Here is a 2814-nt window from a genome sequence, read left to right on the forward strand (position 1 = left end):
TCTTGCCCGAGCCCATGAACAGCCCCGTCCCGATGGCACCGCCAATCGAGATCAACTGGATATGGCGGTTGCTCAGGGTACGTTGCAACTGGGGCGATGACGCAGCATCACGCACGGAGGAATTCATAACTCAACCTCTTGGTTATTGTGTTTTCGAGTTGAGGCAGCAACAGGTGAAACGATCTTGTTATGGGGGACGGCTGGCCTGCAGCCAGCCGTGGGTTCAGCGGGTCTTGCCTTCGAAACCCTGCAGCACGTTGACGGCGTTGATACCGATCTCGTCGACCATGTAGCCGCCTTCCATCACAAACAGGGTCGGTACGCCGACTGCAGCGATCGCCTCGCCAATGCCAAAGTAGTCTTCGCTCTCGAGCAGGAAGTGGCTGATCGGGTCGTCCTTGAAGGTGTCCACCCCAAGTGAAATCACCAGTACCTCCGGCCCGAATGCGCGCAGACGCTGGCAGGCCTCCACCAGGGCCGCCTGGTACTGGGCCCAGCGCGTGTGCTTGGGCAGCGGGTAGTTGAGGTTCAGGCCCTCCCCGGCGCCAGCACCGCGCTCATCGGCAAAGCCGCTGAAGTACGGGTAGGACACGGCTGGCTCGCCGTGCAGGGAGACGAACAGCACATCGGCGCGGTCGTAGAAGATGTTCTGCGTGCCGTTGCCGTGATGAAAGTCCACATCCAGCACCGCCACGCGCCTGGCGCCCTGGGTGATCGCCTGCTGTGCGGCGATGGCGGCGTTGTTCAGATAGCAGTAGCCGCCCATGTACTCGCGCGCGGCGTGGTGGCCCGGTGGGCGGCACAGGGCGAACGCGCTGTGCTGGCCTTCGTCGAGCAGGGCCAGGCCGGTCAGGGCGATGTCGGCGCTGGTTTTCACCGCCTGCCAGGTGGTGGCGGTGATGGGGGCGCCGGCATCCATGGCGAAGAAGCCCAGCTTGCCATCGATGAACTCAGGCACCTGGTCATTGGCCAGGTCGCGCACCGGCCACACCAATGGCAGCGCATCGTGGCTGCGGCCAATCGCGGTCCACTGGTCCCAGGCCGACTCCAGGAAGGCGACGTAGCGCTCGCTGTGCGCGTTGACGTAGCAGGCGCGGTCGAAGCGGCGCGGCGCGATGATGTCGCCCAAGCCTGCGCTGATGACCCGCTGGCAAACGGTGTCAGCGCGGCTGGGCTGCTCGAAGGATGGCTTGAGTACGCCGTCCTTCAACTCGGTGCCGTGATGCAAACGGTGGGATTCGCTAAAGATGGTCAGCATGGGGAGGCTTGCCTCTGCACAGTGTGGGTGTGCAAATAGGCTATTCCGGACCAAGCGATCTTTTTTTGCTATTTCTTCTGGCCGTGATAGTTTTTTGAGTCAGATTTACCCCGAGATCACAGTATGTCGAAAAAAATATCCAAACGCATCGTTCTCGACGATACCGATCGTGCCATCCTCGCGCTGCTGCAGGCCGACGCCAGCATTTCCAATGCCGAGCTCAGCGAACGCCTATCGCTGAGCCTCACGCCGTGCTGGCGGCGACGCCGACGGCTGGAAGAGGAAGGCGTGATCCAGGACTACCAGGCCAACCTCGACCGGCGCCTGCTGGGGCTGAACATCATGGCCTTCGTGCATATCCGCTTCTCGACCCACACCGACCATACGCCCGAGGCCTTCGAGGCGGTGATCAAGACGCTGCCCGAAGTGGTTGCCTGCCACAAGATCACCGGGGACGCCGACTACCTGCTGCAGGTGCTGGCGCAGGACCTGGACAGCTACAGCGACTTTGTCGAGGGCGTACTGCGCCGCCAACTGGGCATCGCCTCGATCCAGTCGAGCCTGGCCCTGCGCGAGGTCAAGGCGACCCACCGCATCGCGATACCCGGGCCAAGCCGACACGACGCCGACTGATCGGCCAGCGCGTGGACACCGAAAGCTCTAGAATGAGCGCTTGTTCAACATGAGGCCCCCATGGATATCGACCTGGCGCGTACCTTCATCGAAATCGTGCGCAGCGGCAGCCTGGTCGCCGCCGCCGAACGCCTGCACGTGACCCAGACCGCCATCAGCGCGCGGGTGCAGAAACTCGAACAGTTGCTCGGCTGCCAGTTGTTCGTGCGCAGCCGCAGCGGCGCCAGCCTGACCGCCGATGGCGAAGGCTTCGTGGCCTATGCCAACCAGCTGGTACACACCTGGGAAGCGGCACGCCGTGACCTGCCACTGCCCGAGGGCTGTCACCAGGTGCTGCATATCGGTGGCGAGGTCAGCCTGTGCAACCCGCTGGTACTGGACTGGGTGCGGGTACTGCATCAGGAGGTCCCCGGGCATGCCATTCGCAGCGAGGTTGGCGACAGCGACACGCTGCTGCGCAAGCTGGAAATGGGCGTGCTCGATGCGGTGCTGGTGTACCAGCCGGCCTACGGCCCCGGTCTGCAGGTGGAACAACTGCTGGAGGAGAAGCTGGTGCGGGTGCGCCGCGTGAGCCAGCCCGAACCCTACATCTATATCGACTGGGGCGAAGCGTTTCGCCGCCAGCATGACGCCGCCCTGCCCGAGTGCACGCGCCCTGCGCTGAGCTTCAACCTTGGCCCGCTGGCCCTGCAGTACATCCTCGAACATGGCGGCAGCGGGTATTTCCGCACGCGCGTGGTGCAGAGTTACCTGGATAACGGAGTGCTCGAGCGGGTGCCCCAGGCGCCCGAATTCACCTACCCGACCTACCTGGTGTATGCCCGCGAACGCGACTCGGTAGCGTTGCAGCAGGCCTTCAACCTGTTACGCCGCGTGGTCGCGGGCGATTGTGACTGGTCCAGCGCTGGGACCCGCTCGACTCT

The 2814-nt window shown here is 63.7% G+C and carries 3 protein-coding genes and 1 pseudogene; 2 read left to right on the forward strand and 2 right to left on the reverse strand.

Translation table 11 applies throughout. The features are described 5' to 3' along the window. Together G3436_RS27990 and G3436_RS23245 are read right to left on the reverse strand one after the other, a co-directional pair. On the reverse strand, positions 1-127 hold a 127-nt coding region (locus G3436_RS27990; protein ID WP_243667274.1), incomplete at its 3' end, for a hypothetical protein. A 96-nt stretch (positions 128-223) separates the two neighbouring features. Then, positions 224-1258 (reverse strand): histone deacetylase family protein, encoded by a 1035-nt coding sequence (locus G3436_RS23245; RefSeq protein WP_163949979.1) that lies wholly within the window; start codon positions 1256-1258, stop codon positions 224-226. A gap of 123 nt (positions 1259-1381) precedes the next feature. Between G3436_RS23245 and G3436_RS23250 the strand changes: the two genes are divergently transcribed. Both G3436_RS23250 and G3436_RS23255 read left to right on the forward strand, forming a co-directional pair. Continuing rightward, positions 1382-1891: an Lrp/AsnC family transcriptional regulator gene (locus tag G3436_RS23250; RefSeq protein ID WP_163949982.1), complete on the forward strand. Its 510-nt coding sequence runs from the start codon at positions 1382-1384 to the stop codon at positions 1889-1891. A gap of 60 nt (positions 1892-1951) precedes the next feature. Then, positions 1952-2814, forward strand: a pseudogene (locus G3436_RS23255) (LysR family transcriptional regulator); the annotation flags it as partial.

The organism is Pseudomonas brassicae (assembly GCF_010671725.1).
GTDB lineage: Bacteria > Pseudomonadota > Gammaproteobacteria > Pseudomonadales > Pseudomonadaceae > Aquipseudomonas > Aquipseudomonas brassicae.